Source organism: Oceanotoga teriensis, from assembly GCF_003148465.1.
GTDB classification, from domain to species: domain Bacteria; phylum Thermotogota; class Thermotogae; order Petrotogales; family Petrotogaceae; genus Oceanotoga; species Oceanotoga teriensis.
This window is the reverse complement of the sequence record NZ_QGGI01000007.1, coordinates 94,124-117,283: the sequence shown is the minus strand read 5'-3', so window position 1 is coordinate 117,283 and position 23,160 is coordinate 94,124. Positions and strand designations below refer to the sequence as shown.

17 protein-coding genes are annotated in these 23,160 nt (G+C 25.2%); 3 read left to right on the top strand and 14 right to left on the bottom strand.

Going from position 1 to position 23,160, the window contains the following annotated elements; translation table 11 throughout:
* Window positions 1-42: 42 nt before the first annotated feature.
* From C7380_RS06455 to C7380_RS06415, 8 genes are all read right to left on the bottom strand, one after another.
* Entirely contained in the window at window positions 43-585 is a 543-nt protein-coding gene (locus C7380_RS06455) for a macro domain-containing protein (RefSeq protein ID WP_109604675.1), read from the bottom strand.
* Window positions 586-664: 79 nt separating this feature from the next.
* Window positions 665-901, bottom strand: coding sequence for a hypothetical protein (locus C7380_RS06450; protein WP_109604674.1), 237 nt, complete (start codon window positions 899-901; stop codon window positions 665-667).
* Window positions 902-938: 37 nt separating this feature from the next.
* Entirely contained in the window at window positions 939-2,384 is a 1,446-nt protein-coding gene (locus C7380_RS06445) for a hypothetical protein (RefSeq protein WP_109604673.1), read from the bottom strand.
* 21 nt (window positions 2,385-2,405) lie between these two features.
* A complete protein-coding gene (locus C7380_RS06440; RefSeq protein ID WP_146192158.1) occupies window positions 2,406-3,485 on the bottom strand; it encodes a VWA domain-containing protein in 1,080 nt (359 codons plus the stop codon).
* Window positions 3,478-5,709 carry a DUF5682 family protein gene (locus tag C7380_RS06430; RefSeq protein WP_109604671.1) on the bottom strand — a complete coding sequence of 744 codons (2,232 nt, stop codon included), beginning with the start codon at window positions 5,707-5,709 and terminating at the stop codon, window positions 3,478-3,480. The genes C7380_RS06440 and C7380_RS06430 overlap by 8 nt, the downstream gene beginning before the upstream one ends.
* Complete coding sequence (locus tag C7380_RS06425; protein ID WP_109604670.1) at window positions 5,706-6,773, bottom strand: ATP-binding protein; 1,068 nt, start codon at window positions 6,771-6,773, stop codon at window positions 5,706-5,708. The genes C7380_RS06430 and C7380_RS06425 overlap by 4 nt, the downstream gene beginning before the upstream one ends.
* A 58-nt stretch (window positions 6,774-6,831) precedes the next feature.
* Window positions 6,832-10,044, bottom strand: coding sequence for a DUF4132 domain-containing protein (locus C7380_RS06420; protein WP_109604669.1), 3,213 nt, complete (start codon window positions 10,042-10,044; stop codon window positions 6,832-6,834).
* Window positions 10,045-10,066: 22 nt separating this feature from the next.
* Window positions 10,067-10,660, bottom strand: coding sequence for a thymidine kinase (locus tag C7380_RS06415; RefSeq protein ID WP_109604668.1), 594 nt, complete (start codon window positions 10,658-10,660; stop codon window positions 10,067-10,069).
* Window positions 10,661-11,439: 779 nt separating this feature from the next.
* Here C7380_RS06415 and C7380_RS06410 point away from each other — a divergent pair.
* The 3 genes from C7380_RS06410 to C7380_RS06400 all read left to right on the top strand — a co-directional run bounded on the left by C7380_RS06410 (window position 11,440) and on the right by C7380_RS06400 (window position 16,456).
* A complete protein-coding gene (locus tag C7380_RS06410) occupies window positions 11,440-13,491 on the top strand; it encodes a hypothetical protein (RefSeq protein WP_109604667.1) in 2,052 nt (683 codons plus the stop codon).
* A gap of 15 nt (window positions 13,492-13,506) precedes the next feature.
* Window positions 13,507-15,852, top strand: coding sequence for a S8 family serine peptidase (locus C7380_RS06405; protein ID WP_109604666.1), 2,346 nt, complete (start codon window positions 13,507-13,509; stop codon window positions 15,850-15,852).
* A gap of 88 nt (window positions 15,853-15,940) precedes the next feature.
* Window positions 15,941-16,456 (top strand): protease complex subunit PrcB family protein, encoded by a 516-nt coding sequence (locus tag C7380_RS06400; protein WP_109604665.1) that lies wholly within the window; start codon window positions 15,941-15,943, stop codon window positions 16,454-16,456.
* Window positions 16,457-16,491: 35 nt separating this feature from the next.
* Here C7380_RS06400 and C7380_RS06395 read toward each other — a convergent pair whose 3' ends face one another.
* The 6 genes from C7380_RS06395 to rbsD form a co-directional block, all read right to left on the bottom strand.
* On the bottom strand, window positions 16,492-17,409 hold the full coding sequence (locus C7380_RS06395; RefSeq protein WP_109604664.1) for a ribokinase: 918 nt from the start codon (window positions 17,407-17,409) through the stop codon (window positions 16,492-16,494).
* An 18-nt stretch (window positions 17,410-17,427) separates the two neighbouring features.
* A complete protein-coding gene (locus C7380_RS06390) occupies window positions 17,428-19,404 on the bottom strand; it encodes a methyl-accepting chemotaxis protein (protein WP_109604663.1) in 1,977 nt (658 codons plus the stop codon).
* 64 nt (window positions 19,405-19,468) lie between these two features.
* Entirely contained in the window at window positions 19,469-20,335 is an 867-nt protein-coding gene (gene rbsB / locus C7380_RS06385) for a ribose ABC transporter substrate-binding protein RbsB (RefSeq protein WP_109604662.1), read from the bottom strand.
* 21 nt (window positions 20,336-20,356) lie between these two features.
* Window positions 20,357-21,283 (bottom strand): ABC transporter permease, encoded by a 927-nt coding sequence (locus tag C7380_RS06380; protein WP_109604661.1) that lies wholly within the window; start codon window positions 21,281-21,283, stop codon window positions 20,357-20,359.
* Window positions 21,270-22,766 carry a sugar ABC transporter ATP-binding protein gene (locus C7380_RS06375; RefSeq protein WP_109604660.1) on the bottom strand — a complete coding sequence of 499 codons (1,497 nt, stop codon included), beginning with the start codon at window positions 22,764-22,766 and terminating at the stop codon, window positions 21,270-21,272. The genes C7380_RS06380 and C7380_RS06375 overlap by 14 nt, the downstream gene beginning before the upstream one ends.
* Window positions 22,766-23,158 (bottom strand): D-ribose pyranase, encoded by a 393-nt coding sequence (gene rbsD, locus C7380_RS06370; protein WP_109604659.1) that lies wholly within the window; start codon window positions 23,156-23,158, stop codon window positions 22,766-22,768. The genes C7380_RS06375 and rbsD overlap by 1 nt, the downstream gene beginning before the upstream one ends.
* Between the last annotated feature and the right edge of the window lie 2 nt (window positions 23,159-23,160).

Genomic DNA, 23,160 nt, shown 5'->3' with positions numbered 1-23,160 from the left:
TTTGTTTTAATTTAAAGAAAACCTCTCTAATTTGAGAGGTTTTTAAAATTCTTTTAAGAAATGATCTATAAATTTTTTGTCATATATTATCCATTTTATTTCTTTTATATGTTCAGGATTTTGATTATCAAAGTTGTCTACAGCTTTTTTATATTGTTTTACAGCTTTTTCAATTGGATATCCAAATATTCCAGCCGATATCGCAGGGAATGCTATAGAATTTAATTGTAATTCTTCAGCTCTTTTTAATGAGTTAAAAATTGCCATATATAAGTATTCTGCTTCATCTTTGCTTCCACCATACCATATCGGTCCTACTGCATGTATTACATATTTTGAAGGTAAATCGCCAGCTGATGTTACACCTACTTCACCTGTTCTTATTTTTCCTTTTTCTTTTATGTATTGATCTGATTCTTTTTGAAGATTTCCTTTATCCGATATTATTTTTGCAACACCACCACCATGTTGTAATGTTGAGTTTGCAGCATTTACTATCGCATCTGTCTTTTCAATTGTTATATCTCCAATTATTATTTTTATTATGATATTTTTAAGTTTTATTGTTTTTATCGTTTCGTTCATATTTAATCCCCCTTTTAGAATTTTAATTACATATCTAATTCTATTATATCATTTTTTTAGTTTTGATTTTTAAGGGGATTTATTGTATTTCTTTTAATAGTATTTTTAATTTTACATATGTTTGTATATCGGGAGTTTCTATAAGATTTTGACATAATTCTGATATTTTTGTAAATCCTATTTCTTTAAATATTTTTGTATAATATTTAAATTCTTTTATAAATTCAGGGTTTAGTTTTTCTATATTGTTTATTCCTATTTCTGATATTTGTTGTAATAGTTTATTTAATTGGATTATTAATTGTGTATTATCCATTTTTTCCTCCATTGATATTGATTTACAGTAAAGTAAATCAAATAATCACTTCTGCTTCTATTTTTCTTTCATTATTTTGAAATTTCACAAGTATTTTATCTATATTTTTTGTTTTTAGCATTTTTTCCATAATGTTTTTTTGTTCTTCTGAGTAGTTATAGTATATTGTTGTTTCTTCTATTTGTAACTCTATTCTTTGTTTTATTTCATTGAATTTAAACATTTTATTTTGAGGATTTTTTATTATATGGTATTGAATATTTTGTTTTATATATTGTTTTTTTGATTGTTCTATAGTTTCGGTATATTGATCTATATTTATTTTATTTTCTATTATTTGTATTTCCATTTTGTTTGAATTTAATATTTGTATTTGATTTTTTATTATACAATTTTTTAGTTTTATTTGTTTGTTTTTTAAATATTCAGCTGTATATTCATCGTTTATGAATAATGGTTTGTTTTGTATATTTTTTGTATTTTTTCTTATATTGCTTAATGTATATATTTTTTTATCTTTTGTATTTAATAGTAGTAGATTTATTAGTATATTATTGTTGATTAATTTTATTATATGGTAATTTAATACATATGCATTTATTTCATTTATTTGATTTTTTATTGTTTTGTTTATTATTTTGTATTTATAATAGTCATCTGCATCTGAAGTTAATATGTATAATTCTTTTAATATATTTATTATATTTTCATTTATATTTATGAGGTTTGAATTTATTTTGGAGTTTAAATAGTCATTTATTTTTGTTTTTAGATATTGTAATTTTTTATAATATATATTATAATTTTTCATTTTTAGTTCTATACTCATATAATTTATTTCATTTATATCTATTGTATTTAAATTATATAATCCTTTTTCTAATAATGTGTGTAATAATTTTATAGAATTTTTTAATGTGTTTATATTTTTGGGTTTGTATTCTATTTTTATTTTTTGTAGGTTGTTTAGAGTTTGTATATATTTTATTATAATTATTATTTCTTGTATTTCATATTTTTTTATTAGCATTTCTATATCAAATGGATAGTCTATTATATATGTTTTTTCTTTTATGTTTATTTTTAAATTTTCTTCTATTTGATGTGTTATTTTTGTTTGATCATAATTTATTATGGTTTCATTTATTTTGTCTTGATTTGTATATTTTTTTAGTTTTGAATTGTCTATTTCATTTATTTGTTCATAATCTTTTAGGGTTATTTTTTGACTTTCTTTATTGTTCATGAGATATATGTATATCATTATTACGTGTTTACAGTATCCAACAGCTTCACAATCACATGTAAAATCAAATATGTTATTTTTGAATTTTATATTGTATGATTCTGTTTTATAATGATTTTCATTTATTTTTATTATTTGATTTTTTTCTAAAGATTTTAAAGCTCTTTTATACATTCCTTTATTTGTTAAGTCTATTATATATTCTTCATTTAATGAGTTTATTTGTTTATTTATCATTTTTTTACTCCTAAAATTTTTTTACTTTATGTAGTTCACGAGTTGTTTTACTGTATATGATTTGACTGATATATTTAATTTTTCTAATTTTTTTGCAATATTGTTATTATAATAGGTTTTTCCATCATCTTCTATTCCCGTTAATATTAGTATTTTATTTACCATTGATTTTATGTTTTCAAATTCTTTTAACATTGTTTTTTCTTCTGAAAATAAGTCTGTTATCATTATTATTTCTGTATATTGTTTGTTTTTTATTAGTTTTTGTGAGTATTTTAATGCTTTTGATATATCTGTACCTCCGCCAAGTGTTACATTTAATAGTATTTCTATTGGATCTTGTTTTATTTGAGATAAATCTACTATTCTTGTATCAAATAATATTATTTTTATGTTTATATGATTTATATTATAGAATATTGAGGATATTATTGCTGAGTATATTAAACTTTTTATCATACTACCAGAACAATCTACTATTAGTATTATATTTTTTGTTTTTTTTATTGCTTTATTTGGATAGAAGTATATGTTTTCTATATATAATTTTTTTTGTTCTTTGTTGTAATTTTTTATATTTGTTTTTATGGTTTTGTTTATATCAATATTTTTTGATTTTTGGTATTTTGTTGATATTGTTTTGTTTGTAGTCCCAACTGATGATAGGTCTATATTTTTTAACATTTTTAGTTTTATTTCATTTGCTATTTTTTTTATCATGTATTTTATTTTTTCTTGTTCTTCTGTTTTTGTATAGTTTTTGTACATTATTAAATTTTTTAATAGGTTTATGTCTGGTTTTATGTTTTTTATGTAGTTTTTATCTGTTATTAGTTCATATATTCCATATTCTTCAAATGCATCTAAAGCTATTTTGTTTATTGTTTCTTGATTTAATATATTTTTTACTTTGTTTATAGTTTCTATTATGGTTATTCCATTTGATTTTGTTCCATACATTTGTTTATTTTTTGTATATTCATTATCATATACTGTATCTAATAGTGTTTCTATGTTTTGTTGTTCTTTTGTTATGTTTTGATTTAAATTTTCTTTTGAGTATTTTCCAAGTATTAGTCTCCATTTTGTTTTATTATCCATATTTTATTCCTCTTTTTTCAAGTGTTTCTATAGCTTTTTTTTGTATTTTTATGTTGTTTATTATTTGTTGTTGTGTTGTGTTTATTTGTATTAGTATATTTTCTGTTGTATTGTTTAAATTTTTTATTTTTTGAGATAGTTTTACGGTTTCTATTGGTTTTAAGTTTATAAATATTTTTCTTAATTCTGGTAGTATTTGAAAAAATTGTTCTTCTGTCAGTGTTTCTATAAATTGATTGATTATTTTTATGAATTTGTCATCTTTGAATAATATTTGATGGTTGTTTATTATTAAATATTTTAGAAAGTTTGATGTGTGTATTATTCCGAATTCAGTTGTCTTGAAGTTGTTGTTTATTATTTTGTATAGTTGTTTTTCTTCTATTATATTTTGAGTGTATTGTATTGATACTGATATTCCTTTTAATGAAGATGTCCATGTTTTTTTTGTTATTATTTTTAATGTGTTTATAAATATTTTTTTGTTCAATTTTATTATGTTGTTGTTATTTATAAAAGTGTTTAGTTCATTTATGAAGTTTGATATTTTGTTTTCTAACTTTATGTTTATTTTGTCTATTGTCTTTATTTGTGTAAGTATTTTTATGTATAGATTATTTATTATTATTTTTATATCTTCTTCTATATTTTGATTGAATGTTTTTGAGTAATTTATTATGTTTATTAGTTCATAGAATGAATCTATCATATTTGATATATTGTGTTCATTTATTATGTATTCATTTATTTTTTTATATATTTCGTTTGTTTTATTTTTTAATATTGTCATTATTTTTAATATATTGATTGATTGATATAGATTTGTTGAATTTTTTAATTGATTTTTTATTTTTGTGTTTATACAATTGTCTATTGTATTTCCTAAGTACGCATTATCTATTAGTTGATGTATTATTTTTTCTTTGTTTGTTATTTTGAATGTTTGATTTATGTTTTGATTAAGGTCTATTTTGTATAAATTTATTCCTTTTGTTTGAGTTGAATATTCTATGTTTAAATAGTCTAATTTATATAGGTATATCGATTTTTGTAAAGCTTTTTCTGAATTTAGTATGTTTAATGTAATTATTGAATTTTCTTTTATTTTATATTTTTTTGTTGTTAGTATGAAGTCTTGAACTATCGGTGGTAATGTGGTTTCATCGTATGTTTTTCCATAATTTTCTCCTATTAGAAATTTTTTGAAATTTTGTTTTATTTGTTCTGAGTCATCATAATATATACTGTCTGAGTATGTTGTTACTGAACTGTCTATTAGTTCATATACTCCTGGTTTAATTTTTTTTCTTATTTTAGCAAGTCCATTTGCCATATTTATTCCATCTATTATTTTGCTCATAGGTGTTTTTATTTTATTTTTTTGAGCATATTTTATTAGTATTTCTGTGAATGTTTGCGTTGTATTCATACTGTTTTTTAGCATTATTTTTGAGTATTCAGGATAATTTATTCCGGCAGGATATCCATTTAATGATGAGATATTTTTTGTGTTATATGGTATTAAGTAATTTTTATTTTTATCTGTTATTTTATTTATTTCTTTTTTAGAGATTTTTATTTGAGTTTTTATTAGTTCTGGTAGTATTACTGTGTGAAATCCTCCAGTTATTATTAATGTTTTTTCTGTACTATATTTTATTATATTTTCTGCCATATATTTTTCTCTTAATTGATTGAATGTTTGTGTTGGTGTTAGTTTTCTTGTTATTTCACAGTACGCAAGCATTTGTTTTATATAGTTTTCTATTGTTTTGCTTTGTAAGTTTATTTCAAAGTATTTTTCATAAAATTCATCAAATGATTTTAATTTTAATTTTTTTATTATTTCTTTTATGTATTGTGAGTATTCAAAGTTTTGTTTTTCTTTTATTATCTGATAATCATATATCGGTATGTCTATGAATTTTGTTTCTATTTTTTTTTCATATGCGTATTTTATTGCTATATATTCTGGCGATGTATTGAAAAATGGGTAGTTTATTCCTATATTTTCTATGTTTTGATTTATTCCATATATGGATATTGGTGGTTTTGATTTTGCAATGTTTTGTATGTGTTTATTTGCATCTGATGGTCCCTCTATTAATATTGTTTTTGGTTTATATTCTTTTAATGCTTTTTTTAAAAAATTTGAACTTATTATACTATGATGTCTTATTGGAAAAAAGAAATGGTTTTGATTTATATATTTTTTTAAGTTCATTTTATTTTTACCATATTTTTATATAATTTATTGTATATTTCATTTGTTGATGATCTTAGTTTTATTGTTTTTTCAAAGTAGTAATTTAAAGCTCTTATATCATTTTCATTGTTTTCATCAAAACTGTTTATTAATTTATCAAAAACTATATTTGCATCTATTTCTGAATTTGAAAAGAATTTTGCATGTATCATACATTCATGATATACATTTACAAGTTCTGCAGTTGATAAGTTTTTTTCAGGTTTTTCTATTAAATCTCCTTCTATCGTTATTCCAGTTCTTAAGTCATTGTATATTGTTGTCAATATTTCTATTATGTTTTCGTCTATTTTGTTTTTTTCATCCATTTTTATTATTTGATTTTTTACTATTTCTTGTTCTAATTTTATGTTGTTTAAGGGTTTTATATGTTCTATATTAAATCTTCTCTTTAATGCACTACTCATTTCATTTACACCTTTATCTAATGTGTTGGCTGTAGCTATTATATTGAATCCTTTTTTTGCAAATATTGTGTTGTTTTCTTTTAGTTCTGGTATTTGTATCAATTTATCACTCATTATTGATATTAGCATGTCTTGTACTTCTTGAGGACTTCTTGTTATTTCTTCAAATCTTACTATTGAACCTTTTTCCATGGCTTTTAATACAGGTGATTTTATCATTGATTTTTTATTTGGACCATTTGAAATTAATAATGAGTAATTCCAAGAGTATTTTAAATCGGCTTCATTTGTACCTATATTGCCTTGTATTGTGTTCAATGAATCATTACATATAGCAGCAGTTAAAAGTTCGCTGAGCATTGTTTTAGCTGTTCCTGGGACACCTGTTAACAGTAGTCCTCTGTCTGTTGCAAGTGTAACTATTGATCTTTCTACTATGTCATCATTTCCATATATTTTTTTGCTTATTTGTAATTTTTTATCTCCAAGTATGAATTTTTTTACAGATAATGGAGACATTTGCCACCCTTCTGGTTTGTCTTCTTTTTCATTTTTTATAAGTTTTTGTATTTCTTCTTTGTATTGTATTTCCATTGGTTGTTTTATTATTTGCATTTATGCACCTCTATATAATATTAGTCAAGTAGTAATTTTTACCACTTGACTAATTATTTTATTTTATTACTTCATCTAATTGGTTTAATACAGCATTTAGAAATTTTTTGTCTACATTTTTTATTTTATATGTATTATTTTCGTTTAGGTCATCATATAAATAGGATCCTCTTTCTATTTCTTCTTTTTTATAGAATGCAAGTTCTTCTATTTCTGTTGTTTCATCAATTCCACCTATGTATAAATCAGAACCATGTATTTGTGCTCCATATTTAAGTTCATCAAATTGTAGATGAAATCCGCTATATCCACCACCATCGGTTATTGAATTTTTACTCCATCCCAATTTTTCTAATCTATTTATTAGGGTTGCAACATACATTTTTTTACCTTTATATCTTTTTAAAAAGTGTTTTTCTTGTTCTTCTTGGGTTAATTTTATTAGTTTTATGTTTAATTGATTTACAGGTTGCTCTATTTCATTGTCTTGTAAATTTTCTTTCCATTCATTTATTTGTTTTTCTGTTATATCAAATGGGTGTATTAGTACTATTTGATCTTCTGATTTGAGTTTTATTTGATCATATTCTTGGTTTTCGAATGTTCCATCTTCCATATATCTGAATGTTTTTTGTATTTTTTGATTTTGGTCTATTATGCCCCATATAAGTCCTGTTGCAAATATATTCATTATTGGATTGTCTTTGAATACTTCTTTGAATGTTTTTGAATTCCATTTTCTTGTTATGAATATTGCTCTTTCTAATCTTAATTTTTGAGATTCTATGACCGTTTTTAATTGTTTTTTTAGGTTTGTAAATTCTTTTTTTGTTGTTTTTGCTATTTGTTCATCATCAGATTTATTTGGTTTTGGAAGAGTTTTTAATTTTTTTCCTTCTTGATCATATATTTGTATTGTTAGATCTTTATTTAATTTTCCTATGAATTTTCTATTTCCATAATTTAGTTCTATTTCACCTTTTGTATTGAATCCAAGATTGGGTATTACTTTATCTGAGAGCTCTTCAGAGGTTAATCCCATATTTTTAGCTGCTATATAAAAGTATTCTTTTGCAGTTTCTTTTACTTTTTTGTGTTTGTATTTTCTACTTATTGTATCGAGTTGCATCAGTGCATAATCACTTCCATGAAATGATAATGCTTTTATTCCTTCCGCTGCTATTGCACCTCTCATATTTAAAGCCCAATCGTCTATTTGTTTTTTGAATTCTATTATGAATTCATCATCACAGTTATAAACAGCAAATACCATAGCCATTTTTTCTTTTGCTTTTGCTCCATTGTTTTGCCATATATTGTATACATATCTTCCTAATGTGTTTAAATCATTTTTAGATAATTTTTCTTTTATTTCATTTGCAAGTAAAGGTAGTTCCACTTTTGGACTTAAAAGGAATGAGGATATGTAATATTTTATAACTATTTCATCTATATATTCATTTTTTTGTTCATATTTTATTTTTGGTATATCTATTATATTTAATTTTTCTAATTTTTTATCTATTATTTTTGGATTGTATAATTCTTTTATCAGATTGACTATTGAATTGTTTTTTGTATCGAATTTGTTTATTTTATTGTATGTTATAAGATATTCTAATTCTTCTTTGTTTGCTTTGGGTAATTTTTGTTTTGAAAGTTTTTGTAGTTCTTCATCATATTCATTTTTTCCTTTTAAGTTTTCTATTATTAAATCTCTGATTTTTTTGGATTTTGAATTTAATGATTCAACTATTATTTTTTTGTTTATTATTGGTTTTTTTATGTAGTAATTGAATATATCTTTGTATATTATATAATTTGTATTTTTGTTTAATTTTTTTTCTAATAGTTCATTTTTTTCTATGTATTCTAAATAATCTTTTTTTATATCATCACTTAAATTTTGAACATGTATCCAATCACTTTCTATTAAGTTTATTATATATTCTTGATTTTCACCTATTGATATTATTTGATCTATTACATTTTTTGATTGATATTTTAGTCCTATGATGTTTAATATGTATTCGCTTAAGTGATAATTTAGTTTTATATAATTTCCACATATATTTGATTCTTCTAATAATAAGTAAGCTGATATTTCAAAATATAATGAGTATGATAAATCATGTATGAAATATGATATTTTTTGATAATCATGTTCTAATATATTTTTTGTTTTTAATAATTGTTTTATTTCTTGATATTCTTTTTTTTCTTTTAATGCTTTAAATATATTGTTTATAAATTTGTCTTCAAAATATTTTATGTGTTTTTCTATTTTTATATTTAGATCTTTTGCTTTTTTTATTAGGTATGCATGTATTATTAGTGTTTTTATCATATCTTCTTTTTTGTCAAAAGTTTTTATTATTTCTAATAGTTGTTCTATATATTCTTGATTTATCTGATGATTCATAAGTTCTTTTAATATCTTTTTTTCACCATAACTGAATATTATTACATTTTTTAAGAATGTTTTTAATAGTTTTTCATTTAATTTCATTTTTGTTGATAAGTCGTTGAATTCGTTCATATAAAAATTCATTCTTTCTATTGAAGAATATGAGATATTTGAATATATTGAGTATATTGTTGTTGAGTGATTTATAAATATTTGTTGTATTTTTTCTTCTATTTCTTTTCCATGGATTTTGTTTATTTTGTATAATGTGTAAGTTATCAACATGATGAAATCTTTTTGTTTGTTTATTTTTGATAAATTTATAATTTTTTTTATTTCATCTAAGTATTTTTCATTTTGATCATGTATGTATTTTATGTATAATATTTGTATTTTTAAATCGTTTGAATTTGTTGTATTATATATTTTATCCATATTTTTTATATGTTTTTTATATTCTTTTTCATCATTTAAATTTTTTGGAATTTCTTTGTTTATAAGTATTTGTTTTGTATATTTTATTGTGTTCATTATTATATTTAAATATGTGAAGAATGTTTCATCTGTTTTTTCTATATATTCAATATCTAGATTTTCATTGCTTTCTTTCAATATTTCTAAAGCTAAGTCTACATCATTTGTAATTAAGGAAAGTATTTTAAATACTTTGTAATAGTTTTCTTTTAATTCTTCTTTTGGAGTGTATAAGAAAAAATTGAAGTATGAAAAATTTGTATTTGTTTTTATCTTATTTTTAGTTTCTATGAAATTTTCTGAATTTTTGTAGTATGATTCTAATATATTTATTTCTTCTTTGTTGAGTTTATTTTTTATTGGTTCAAAATATTTTTCTTTATAATTCAATATTAGTAACTCCCTTTTTTAATTAAAATAATTTGTTCATGTTTATCTTTTGTTCTTTTTTTTGTTTTTCATTCAATTTTTTATAGCAGTCTCTACACACAGCTATATATTTATCAAATCCACCTATATCTATTTCTCCACCATTTTCAATGGTTTTATAAGATATAGTTCCTGTGTATTCTCCACATTCGTGACATACTGCTTTTTTCTTTATTACTTCATCTGCATATCCCATTAATATACTTGTTGTTGGAAATATATTGTTTTTAAAACTTAAGTCTAATCCTGAGCAGAATACATCTATTCCTTTATCAATTAGATTTAGTATTATGTCTTTTAATTCTTCTGATATGAATTGTATTTCATCTATAAATACTGCTTTTTCATTTCCTTCAAGTATTTTAAATATTTCTTTTGGTTCTTTTATAGGATATGCTTTTACTCTTGTATTGTTATGAGATACTATGAATGTTTCATCATATCTGTTATCTATTGATGGTTTGAAAGCTTTGTAATTCTTTTTTCCTAAATGATATATTTCAACATATGATAGTAATTCAGATGTTTTTCCAGAGTACATAGGTCCTACTATTAATACAAGTCTTCCACTTTTCATTTTATTACCCCTTTCGAATTTTTTTATTGTTTATAATTTTTATAGTCTCTTATATATATATGGTAGTAGTGATAGTGATATGATGTTGATAGTTGAAAAGTGATTCAAATTAGCTTGAATTCTTATTAAATTAAGTCTATAACTTATCAACTTATTATTATTGTTATCAACTCATTTTTGTTGATAACTTATAAGTACACTTTTGTATATTATTATCATGTTGATAGTTTTTTGTATCGACATAATTATCGACTGAGTTATCGAAAATCATGTCGATAACATAGTTATAGACATTTTTTGTTGATATTTTTTTAATTTAAAAGTTCATAACTTATTAAATAATGTATTTGAGATATTTTTGAAAGTTATCAACTAAATCAACTTATCAACGTTGATAGTTTATAACTTAAATCTTGAATAAAAATAAAAAAAATGTAAGTATTTTATAAACTAACAAAGATTTAACCAATGTCGATAAGTTGATAAGTTTTTTTATATGTCATTTGATTAATAATTTATAAAAATTTTATTGCTATTATATTTTACAATAAAGTATGAAAAGAAACACATCATTTACATATGAAAAAAAATTCAAAAATAATTTACAATAAGTAATTTTATTCATTTTTTATTAAAAATTGATTTTTTTATTTTAAAGTTGTATAATAATATAAAGTTAAGATTATTAATTTTTTTTGAATTTTATATGTTTTGAATTAAATGAAAATTCAAAAATTAAAGAGAAAGTCATAAAAATTACTCATTAAGGGGGGATTTAAGTGAAAAAAGTACTTTTTTTAATCATGTTAACTATCATGGCTGGAATATTACTGGTATCTTGTACTCAAACTCAGAAGCCACCAGTAATAGAGAATAAGTTTACTCCAGAAAATGGAACAAAACATTTAGAAGGTACTGTTAGATTGACTTGGAAAAAATCAGAATCTAATGTACCTCTAACTTATGCTGTTTATGTTGGAGAATCAGAAACTAATTTAAATAAAGTAGCTGAAAAATTAACTAATAACTATTATGATATTCAAACAGAACCTAATAAGAGATATTATTGGAAAATTGAAGTTTCAGATGGTTCTCAAAAAGTTTCAAGTGATGTTTATGAATTTTGGACTAAAGGCTTAGAAGTATTATTAGTTAAATATAATTCTGGTCCAAGAGTTTCAGAGGGAAAAATAGAGGTTTTTAATTCGTCTAATGATTCAAAACTCGGTGAATTTATAGCAGATGAAGAGGGTTATGCTGATATAAATATACCAAATATACCTGAAAAAGTAGAACTTGTTATAACTAAAGAGGGTAATGCTAAAACAGTTGTAAAAAATTTAAAACCAACATATTTTTTAAATAAAGAACCTTTAGAAATTTATTCAAGAAAAGCTTCTTTATGGGAAGATTCATCAGATATAGAATTAAATGAAGTAACTATTAATTATTATAATTCTGATGATACTCCATTTAATATTGATACTACACCAGCTACACAAAATTTTAAAGCTTCTTTAGAAATTTTACAAAAAGAAGAATTTCATTATATAACATATCTCACAAATTGGAATAGAATTCCTGGTTCAGGAGCTATGATATCTGATAGAACTGCTACTTATTCGAGTGAATCAACTAAAACCACTTCAAATATAAGTTTAACAGGTCTATCAAATGGTGAAAATGCTTTATTTACTGCGGTTTATGATCATAATGATAATTTGGTTTTGAATATAGATTATGTAAATGTTCAAAGAGTATTAGATACAGCACCAGCAACACCTTATAATGTGATGAAAGCAACAGATGTTGCAATTTTAAATCAAAAAAATATGATTTCTTGGATGAGAAGAAGAGGTTTAGCTTATTATAATGATCCTGTAGATTTGACAGGAAAAAATAGAACTTTTGATAATTCTATTTCATTAAATATTCCTGAATTAGAAGTAGATATGAATGGAATTCAAACAGATTCTAATTTATATATTGAATTATTCTGGATAGATTTTGATAGCTATGAAATATTAAAAGCTAATTCACTTATAGAAGGTCCAGATGATTATGAAGAACCTGAGGCATACAATGTTTATAGATCTTTTGATGATATAAATTATGTAAAAATAGGTACTGTTAGATCTTCTTATACAACTTATAGAATATTACAAAGTAAACCTTTGGCTAATTTTGTAGATCAATCATCACAGTTAACTCCAGGAGAAGAAGTATGGTATGGTATAAAACCTAAATATAATGGATATGAAGGAAATATGACAAAATTAGGATCTGTAGTTCCTATGGATCAATTTAATATAGAATTAAAATCTCCTGAACATAATTCTATGGATGTTTCTGTGAACCCTGTATTTAAATGGGGACCAGATAAAGAATTGGTTTCCGATTCTGATGTTGTATATGCTTATAACCTTTTTGTATATGATTGGAATCAATCGAATAATGGATTATTTGTTCCTGTTTCCGATACTTCAACAGAACCATTTGGTTATACATTTGCTACATTGGGAAAAGAAGATGTATCTGTAGAATTTACTGGAAATGTTGAAAAAGATGGTTTAAATTGGCATGTAATTAATCCTTATGGAATATTTGTAAGTGGAGATAATTCTCTTTATAAATCTGATAAACTTGAAAATGGAAAGTCTTATAACTGGGGAATAAATATTGCTTACGCTATTTCTATAGATGATGATAGTGAATCATATTCTATTTCGGCAGATTTTAGATATAGAGATAAAGGTTGGGGAGTAGATCCTTATCCATATGGTATGGAACCTGATTTACATGCTGATTTTACAACTGAGACGTTAAATTAAGGGGGGTGAGTTGTAGTGAAAAAACTATTTATTGTTTTATTAGTATTAACTGCTTTAATTTTAAGTAGTTGTATGATGCCAAAAGAAAAAAATAATGAAAATAATAATGATATATCAAAAAATTATAGATTTGAAGATTTAATAAGTAAAAGAATAGATGAATTAGATTTGTATGAATATTTTGATAATCAAATAAATGTAGGTTATGAAAACGAAGAAGCTTTGGATAAAATAGTAAAATTATTAAAGGCTGAAGATATAGAAAAAGCTGAAAATTTAAAAATAGCAAATTTAACTTTAGATATTTCTACTAAAAAAGCTTTAGAAGTTTTAATAAAAAATAAGGTTGAAGGTATAAGATTTGCAGAACCAAATTTTAAAAGAGAAATAACACCTTATGAAAAAGTAGATATAGTAGATATAAGTTCAAAAGCACCTTCAAGATATAGTTCACAATGGGCTTTAAAAAAGCTTAAAGCTGAAGAAGTTTGGAATTTAGGATATACTGGAAAAGATGTAATTGTTTCTATAATGGATGGTGGTTCTGATTCAGCACATCCAGATTTGCAAGGACAATATGTTGATGGAATAGATTATTATAATAAAAAAACAATCCCTGCAGGAACTTCAGTTCCTTATGGAGATCATGGAACACATGTTTCTGGTATAGTTGCTGGTACTGGAAATTTTGAAAATGGAACAGGTATAAAAGGTCTTTCACCAGATGCAAAATTAATGGTAGCTCCTGTTTTTGCTCCTGATTTTGTAGGGGATTTTAATGTTGCTTTAAATGCACAATGGTCTGTTATAAATGGTGCAAAAATCCTTCAAAATAGTTGGGGTGGACCTGGTTATTCTGATACTTTAAAAGAAGGTTTTGATTATGCTTTAAGAAATAATGTCTTAGTAGTTGTTTCTACTGGTAATACTCACATTGAAGAAAATTGGGGAAGTCCTAATTCATTACCAGGTATAATAGGTGTTGGTGCTAGTGGACCGGATGATAATGTTACAGATTTTTCAACTGGAGGAGATTCAGTTTCTGTAATAGCTCCTGGTTATCAAATATTATCAACTATAGCTCATAATAGTATTGAATTAAGTAATATTTATGGACCTTATTCTTTTTATAATGGTACATCTATGGCTTCTCCATATGTTTCAGCTTTAGCTGCTTTATTATTTGAAAAATATCCAAATGCAACTGGATATCAAATAAGAAAACTTATGGAATTAACAGCTAAAGATATTGGAGTAACTGGTTGGGATGAAAAATCTGGTTATGGAAGAATAGATCCTTTAGAAGCTTTAAGTGCAGAACTTCCTTCTCATACTGGTGGTAATTTAGAAATTACTGTTACAGATAGTACTGGAAAAGTACCACTTGCTGGAATTTATGTAACTTTAAAGAGAAATAATGGACCAAGTTATTATGCAAGAACTAATGCTAACGGAGTTTGTGGATTTTATCAAATAGATCCTGATACATACGATGTTATAATGGGTGGACCTGATTTATTAGATACAAATTCTTTAGCATTCAGAAGTGCAGAACAAAATTCTATAACAGTTAAAGATGTTAAAGTTGATGAAGATACTAAAATTAATTATACTATGAAATCTACTTTTGAATTATCAATGGCTAAACCAATGGCTTCAGGAAATTATACTTTGAAACTTTTAGGTGCAGATAAGGTTACAGAAGTTTATTCTGAACCATTAACTTCTATAACAACTATAACAGATCCGGGAACTATGGTATTTTATATTAAAGTAGAACCAGATTCTTTACCACCTTTGAATCCTCCTACTTTATCAGATAATTTTGAAACAGGAGATTTTTCTAAAATGTCTTGGGAACTTAGTTCAAATGCTCCATTTATTGTTGATGTAGCTGGAGTTCATGATAATGTTGTAAAATTTGCTGATATAGATGATGATGAAGTATCTAATTTTAGTACAACAACTACGTTGCCAAATTCAAAATATGGTTATATAATGAATTTTGATTATAAAGTTTCAAGTGAAGCTGATTATGATTATTTATTTGTTAAAATAAATGATGAAATTGTATTTAAAGTTTCAGGAAATTTAGATTGGGAAACAGCTTCTATTCCTCTTGAACAAGGAGAAAATAAAATAGAATTTGAATATTCTAAAGATAGTGCAGCTTCTTCAAATATGGATACTGCATGGATAGATAATATTGAAATAATAAAATTACCTGATAATTATGCTGATTATAATGTTTCAGGATATATAAAAATAAATGGCGAAAGAATTTCATTGCAACAATCTCTTTATAATGGATTTATTATAGATGATGATCCTATAAATGAACTTCCATTTATAGTTTTTTAAATAAGTTTATTTAAGCGGCTTTTAAAGCCGCTTTTTTAATTATTATTTAATTATTTTTTATATAATTTAATCGATCGGAGGTGAGATCATGGATATGAAATTGATTTTTTTGATCGGTGGTGTTGTCGTTTTATTGGGGGGATTGGTTTTTTTGGGTAATTTAAAAGATGATAATAGTGATAATTTAAAAAAAGAAAACCCTAAGGTTAAGACTTTTGATGTTGAGGGTGATAAGTTTGAATTGAAGGATATGAATGATATGGGAGAAGTTTTGGTTTATGAGATTGTTGATAAAAAATCAAGAAGTGAATTACCTGAAATTTTAATAGATGAGAATGGTAGGTTGATAAGTGTTTGTATTGGTAAGAAAAGTACAGGTGGTTATGATTTGAGTGTTGATAAGATTTATATTAATGATGATATTATAACTGCTGAAATTAATTTAAAGGAACCTGGATCTGAACCAGTGACACAGGCTTTTACATATCCTTGTATTAGTTTTAGAATTTTGACAGAACTCGATAAGGGTAGGTATCAGATAAAGGTTATTTTAAAAGATAAGTTGATGAATCAGAATATGTTTAAATTTTTTGATTATGAATAAAATTAAAACGGATAAGTTTATAACTTATCCGTTTTTTATGAATTTATTTTTGATATTATTTCTTCTCTTGTTGGTATAGATGTTTGAGCCCCTTTTTTTGTGACTGAAATTCCTGCCGATACTGCTGCGAATATTAGACTTTTTTCTATTGAATTTTTGTCTGAGAGTGCTGATACAAATGATCCATTGTATATATCTCCTGCTGCAGTTGAATCTACTGCTTTTACTTTTATTGATTTTATTGTTGATAATTGATTTTTTTCATCTATTAATAGACTTCCTTTTGACCCCATTTTCATTATTAGATTTTTTACTCCAGTTAATTTTTTGAATAATAATCCTTTTTCTCTAAGGTCTAAATCTATTTTATTTGAGACTTTTCTGAATAAATATTCAAATTCTGTTTCATTTGGAGTTAGAAAGTCTATATCTTTAAGATTTTCTATATTTGTTGCTTCTTTTGGTGCTGGATCATATATTATTTTGATGTTTTTTTCTTTTAGTTTTTTTATTGCATAGTTTATTGTTGTTTCTGGCATTTCGTTTTGTATCATACAGTATTTTATTTTGTCGGAATATTTTTCTAAAAAGTTATCAACTTTTTGTGTTGATATTTTATCATTTGCTCCAGGATGTATTATTATTCTATTTTCTCCTTCTTGTGAGACCTCTATATAAGCTCTTCCTGTGTTGGTGTCTTTTTCTATGCAGTATCCTTCTATATTGTTTTTTTTGAATTCTTTTTCTATTTTTTTACCGTATTCATCATCACCAATAACTGTACAGAAATATACTGGATTTTTTGTCAGTTTTGCAGCTGTTATTGCTTGATTAGCTCCTTTTCCACCAAAATTTGTATCTATTATATCTGATTTTTGTGTTTCACCAGGTGCGGTGAAGTGGTGTACACTTAGTACTATGTCTATATTTGTACTTCCTATAACTCCTATCATTTTTTTCCACTCTCCCGTTTATAGTTTGAATTTTTCTATCATTTCGGTTAGTTCAAATACAAGTTTTGAAAGGTTGTTTGATGATTCAGCAATTTCTTCATTTATATTTGTTTGATTTGTTGCTATTTCTTGTACTTCATCTGATGTGTTTATTGATTCTATTATCGAATTTTTTATTGAGTCATTCGATATTTTTACTTTTTGGCTGTTTTGATTTAGTGTTTTTATTATTTCATTTTGCGTTTTTATTTGTTGATTTATTTTTTGTATTGAACTTAATATTTCTTCAAATGTTTCATTGGTATTGTTTATTATTTTTATTCCCGATGATACATCATCTACAGATTGTTTCATGGAGTTTTGAATTTTATTGGATTGTTTTTTGATGTTTTCTACTATTGAATTTATTTCTTTTGTGGCTTTGGATGCATCTTCTGATAGTGTTCTTATTTCTTCTGCAACTACTGAGAATCCTTTTCCGAATTCTCCAGCTCTCGCTGCTTCTATGGATGCATTTAATCCAAGTAGGTTTATTTGTTGTGATATGTTTTCTATTCTGTCTACTATTGATCCTATATTGTTTGTTAAGCTTGAGAATTCTGTTATTAATTTGTTTGAATTTTCTGTTGATTGATTTATGTTTTTTATTTGATTTATTGATTTTTCTATATTATTTTTTCCTTTGTCTGATGATGTTAGTATTAAATTTGTGTTTTGTTCTATTTTTTGTGATTGTGTATTTAATATTTTTATTTCATCTAAGAATTCTTCTAAGGTTGATTCAGAATTTTGAATTTTTTCGAGTTGTGTATCCATGGCTTGTTTTATTTTTTCTATGTTGTTTGAAACTATTTTTGAGTTTGCACTTCCTTCTTGAGTTGCAGATGAAAGTTCTTCACTGGATGATGATACTGTTTCTGAACTTTGTTTTATGTTTTCTATTATTGTTGATATGTTTTTTATCATTTTGTTGAAGGATTGTGCGAGTTGTCCTATTTCATCTTTTCTTGTTTGTTCTATTTTTTGGGAGAGGTCTCCATTTGATATTGATTGAGTTATTTTTACCATGTTTTTTATTGGGTTTGTTATTGTTCTCGTTATTATTATAGCTATTGTTATAACTATTACTATTATTATTATAGCTATTATTAGTAATTTTTGTATGAATGAATTTAGAGTTTTGAAAGCTTCGTTTTTATCTACTTGAGTTGTTATTGTCCATTTTTTGTTTTCGTCTATGTTCAAAAGAGAATTTGAGGTTATTAATTCTTGGGAATTGGTGTTTGTTTGTATTTTTTCATTTATTTTTTGATTTTTATAAGGTGTTTTTAGAATTGAGTTTGAGTTTGTTATATAGCTGGTATATTTTTTGTTTTCTGTATTTTGTATTATTTGATTTATTTTTTGTTCGGGTATTTCAAGCATTACCCATCCTGCAAATCTTCCATATGAGTTTATTGGAGATATTATGTATATATAGTTTTGATTTTGTATTTTTATATAGTCTGATATGTTTGTTTTTTCTTGTGATATGTCTAATAGTTGTTTTATTGTTTGATTTGTTTCGTTTATGTTTTGATTTATCATTTCATTTTGTGTCGTATTGTATAGTATTTGACCGCTTTTTTCTATTAGTATTATATCTGAATATTGATAAGATGTTATATAGTTATCGAAGAAGGGTTTGAAGTCTTTTAATGCATTTTGATAGGAGCTGCTTTCTTTTCCACCAAGTCTTAATCCACCTTTGAACATAGTGAAAGCATCTTGTGTTTCTTTTATGTTTGTTATGTGGTTTATATCTGTTTTAGCTTTGTTTAATATGTTTTCTATTTTTTGTAATTTTTCATCATTTATTGAGTTTAATGTTTGATATGTGTCGTTTTTTAATATTTCGCTTGTTTCGGTGTATTGCATATATATTAGTAAGGTTATAGGTATTATAGATATTATTAGGAATGATAGTAAGATTCTTGTAAATAATTTCATTTTCATGCTTTTACACCCCCGCTTTTGACATTAAGTCGATAGCGGAGCTAAAAATAGCTCCGCTTTTTATTTATTTTACAAGTTTTAAGTCAACAGGGAAGTATACTGTCATTGTGTTTAGATATTCTACTGCTTTTGTTACTGCGAGTCCTCCCATTTTTTCTGGTTGTTGAGCTATTGTTGCGGCCATTTCTTTATTTTGAACAGATTTTACAGCATCTGGTACTGCATCAAAACCTACTACAACTACATTTTTTAGTTTTCCTGCAGATTTTAAAGCTTCTATTGCACCTAATGCCATTTCATCATTTTGAGCAAATACTGCATTTACATCTGGATTTGATTGTAATAGATTTTCCATTACTACTAATCCTTCTGCTCTGTTGAAGTTTGCTGTTTGTCTTGCTACAACTTTTATATCTTTGTATTTTGATATTCCTTGATCGAATCCTGCTCCTCTATCTCTTGCTGCAGATGTTCCAGGTATTCCTACTAATTCTATTACTTTTCCCTTTTGATTTAATTTTTCTGCTATAAATTCTGCAGCCATTGCTCCACCAGCTATATTGTCAGAAGCTATATGTAATAATACTTTTCCACCATTTGAGCCTCTGTCTACAGTTATTACTGGTATATTTGCATCGTTTGCTTCTTCAACTGATGATGCTATTGCATCTGAGTCTGTAGGGTTTATTATTATTAGATCTACTTTTCTCTGAATCATATCTTCTATATCATTTAACTGTTTTGCAGGGTTATCTCTTGCATCTGCAACTATTAGATCTATATTTAATTCTTCGGCTTTTTCTACTGCACCGTCTTTTAATGCTACAAAGAAAGGGTTGTTGAGTGTTGATACGGATAAACCTAATGTGAATGAGAATCCAATACTCATGATGAGGGTTAAGGCTAATAATGTTAATAATGTTTTTTTCATACTGAAAACAACCTCCTTATATTAGTCTTCTTTTTCAAGAAGTACCGCTATTAGTATTATTACTCCTTTTACTGCATCTTGATAGAATGGAGATACGTTTAATAAATTCATTCCATTGTTTATGGTTCCGAGTAGCAGTGCTCCAAATAATGTTCCAAATACTCCGCCATATCCACCAGCTAATGAGGCTCCACCTAGTACAACGGTTGCTATCGCATCTAATTCATAACCTGTTCCAAAGGTTGGTTGAGCAGAGTTTAGTCTTGCTGTAAGTATGATTGCACTGATTGCTGAAAATAATCCACTTATCATATATATTATTATTTTGTATTTGTCTACATTTACTCCAGATAGTTTTGTAGCTTCTTCATTTCCGCCTATTGAGTATGTATATAGTCCAAGTCTTGTTTTTTTGAGTATATAATAGGTTATGAAGAATACTATGAACATTATTATTATAGGCATTGGTATTCCAAGAAAGTCACCTCTGCCAAGAAATCTGAATCCTGAACTGAATCCTGATATCGGTATTCCTTCAGTGAATCCAAGGGTTAAACTTCTTGCTATTGCCATCATTGCGAGTGTTACTATGAATGGTTGTATTTTTCCTTTTGATATTATTATTCCATTTAATGCCCCTATTGCTGAACCAACTAATAAAGCAACTATTATTCCAAGTATTGGGTTTCCAGCTTTTACAATACTTGCCATTATGACTGCACTTAATGCGAATGTTGATCCAACAGATAAGTCTATTCCACCAGTTAGTATTACAAGTGTCATTCCAAATCCAATTATTGATATTATCGATGTTTGTCTCAATATGTTTGTTATATTGTATATGCTTAAAAAGCTGTCAGATATTATGGATAGTATTATAAATATTCCTATAAAACCAACTAAAGCTGGATTTTTTCTTAAGAATGTTAAAATTTTATTTTTTGTCATTTTCTGTCAACCCCGTTCCTGCTTTTAGTATTTTTTCTGGATCCATATCTTTGGAGTTTATTATTCCAGATACTTTTCCTCTGTGCATCACCATAGTTCTATCGCATAGTCCAACTATTTCAGGAATTTCTGAAGATATTAGTATTACTACTATTCCCTGATTTGCAAGTTGATTTATGAGATTGTATACTTCTATTTTTGCACCAACATCGATTCCTCTTGTTGGTTCTACGAATATTGCAAGTTCAGGTTGTCTCATTAAATATTTTGAGATTACTACTTTTTGTTGATTTCCACCAGATAATTTTTTTAATTTTTGTCTTTGATTAGGTGTTTTTATTCTGAATTTTTGAATTTCTTCTTGAGCTGTTTTTTCAGCTTTTTTCCAATTTATGGAGTATGAAGTTCCAAATTTTTTTATGTTTGGTAGTATTATGTTTTTTGTTATATCTAATCCTGGTATTATTCCTTGACTTTTTCTTTCTTCTGGAATTATTATTATTCCATTTTTTAATGCTTCTAAAGGATTTTTTAAATGTTTTATTTCTTTTGATTTTATGATCATTTTTTCAAATTTGTTTTTCATTATTCCAAAGAGTCCCATTGCAAGTTCTGATTTTCCACATCCAACAAGTCCTGTTATTCCAAATATTTCACCTTTTTTAATTTTGAAACTTAAGGGTTTTATATGATTTTCTACTTCAAAATTTTTTAGTTCAAATATTATTTCGTCTTCTATTTTATTGAATTTTGGATACATGTCTTTTACTTCTCTTCCAACCATCATTTTTATTAAAGTGTCTTTTTCATAGTTTTTTAGTTCACCAGATCCTATGAATTCTCCATCTCTTAATACTGTTACTTTGTCTGATATTTCATATACTTCATCCATTCTGTGAGTTATAAATATTATGGATATACCTTCTTTTTTTAGATCTTTCATTATTTTGAATAGTTTTTTTACTTCATGTTCTGTTATTGTTGCTGTTGGTTCATCCATCACTATTATTTTTGAGTTGTATGATAATGCTTTGGCTATTTCTACGAGTTGTTTTTGGGATACATTTAAATTTTTTACTTTTTCTGAAGGGTCTATTTCAAAGCCAAGCATGTTTAAGTATTTTTTTGATTCTTGTATCATTTTTTTTATGTTTGTGTTGAATATGGTTCCTATTTTTTTGCCAAGAAATATATTTTCAGCTATGCTTAAGTTTTCGGCGAGCATAAGTTCTTGATGAATTATGGCTATACCTTTTTTTTGTGAGTCTAAAGGATTTTTGAAGTTCATTTTTTGATTTTCTAAGTATATTTCACCTGAAGTTGCCGTATATACACCACCAAGTATTTTTATTAATGTGCTTTTTCCAGCTCCGTTTTCTCCAAGTAATGAGTGTATTTCTCCTTTTTCGAGTTGAAAATCTACACTTTTTAATGCTTTTACACCTGAAAAATCTTTGCAGATTTTTTCCATTTTTAACAGCATTAGAATATTACTCCTGAGATTAACATTATATTTGAGTAAGGGCTGGCTTCTCCTGTTCTTATGAAGAATCTTGAATCTTTTGCATGTTTTTTAAATTCTTCATGTGTTAGTTCTTTTATGGTGGTTTTTATATTTTTTGTTATGTATTCATATTGTTCTTTGTTTTTTTCTTTTATTTCTGATGCTATTATTACTTGCTCTATTTCTAATTCTTTTAGAACTATTTGAAGCACCTCTTTGAAGGAGGGTTTCCCTTTGTCTAGTACTATATCGACATATTTTGATTCTTTTGGTATAGGATATCCCATATCAACTATTGTCAATATGTCGGTATGTCCCATTTTTGCAATTTCTGAGGATATTATTGAGTTGTATATTCCAGTTTTTTTCATCT